The 656-nt window shown below is 67.5% G+C and carries 1 protein-coding gene; it reads left to right on the top strand.

Annotated elements, in window-relative coordinates:
• On the top strand, positions 1-656 hold a 656-nt coding region (locus tag ACXJKJ_RS30835), incomplete at both ends, for a LysR family transcriptional regulator (RefSeq protein ID WP_457395325.1).

Here is a 656-nt window from a genome sequence, read left to right on the forward strand (position 1 = left end):
CTGGGTTCGGTCTCGCGTGCGGCTGAGGCGCTTTTCGTCAGCCAACCGGCCATCAGCCAGCAATTGCAGGCGCTGGAGCGCGAAGTGGGGGTGGTGCTGTTCGAGCGCAGCGGGCGCCGGCTGGTGCCCAGCCGCGAAGGCCAGCTGCTGTTCGAGATGGCCCAGCCGCTGGTGGAGAACCTGGACGGGCTGGAGGCCAGCTTTCGCGACAAGGTGAAGGGGCTGGACGCGGGCGAACTCAACATCGCCGCCAACAGCTCGACCATCCTGTACCTGCTGCCGCGCATCGTGGAGCGCTTCCGCCAGCGTCACCCGGACGTGCGCCTGACCCTGCACAACGCGATCAGTGCCGACGGCACGGAACAGCTGCGCAGCGATGCGGCCGACCTGGCGGTGGGCTCGATGACCGACGTCCCGGCCGACCTGAGCTATGCGCCGGCCTACCGTTTCGAGCAGGTGCTGATCACCCCGCCCGACCACCCGCTCACACGGGTGAAGGAACTGACCCTGGAGGCGATCTCCGCCTATCCGCTGATCCTGCCACCCAAGCGCCAGATCACCTACCGACTGGTGGACCAGGTGTTCCAGCGCCAGCGCATGCCCTACACCGTGGCGCTGGAAGTGGGCGGCTGGGARGTGATCAAGCAGTATGTGGC

The sequence above is a fragment of the Roseateles sp. P5_E1 genome, from assembly GCF_054049335.1.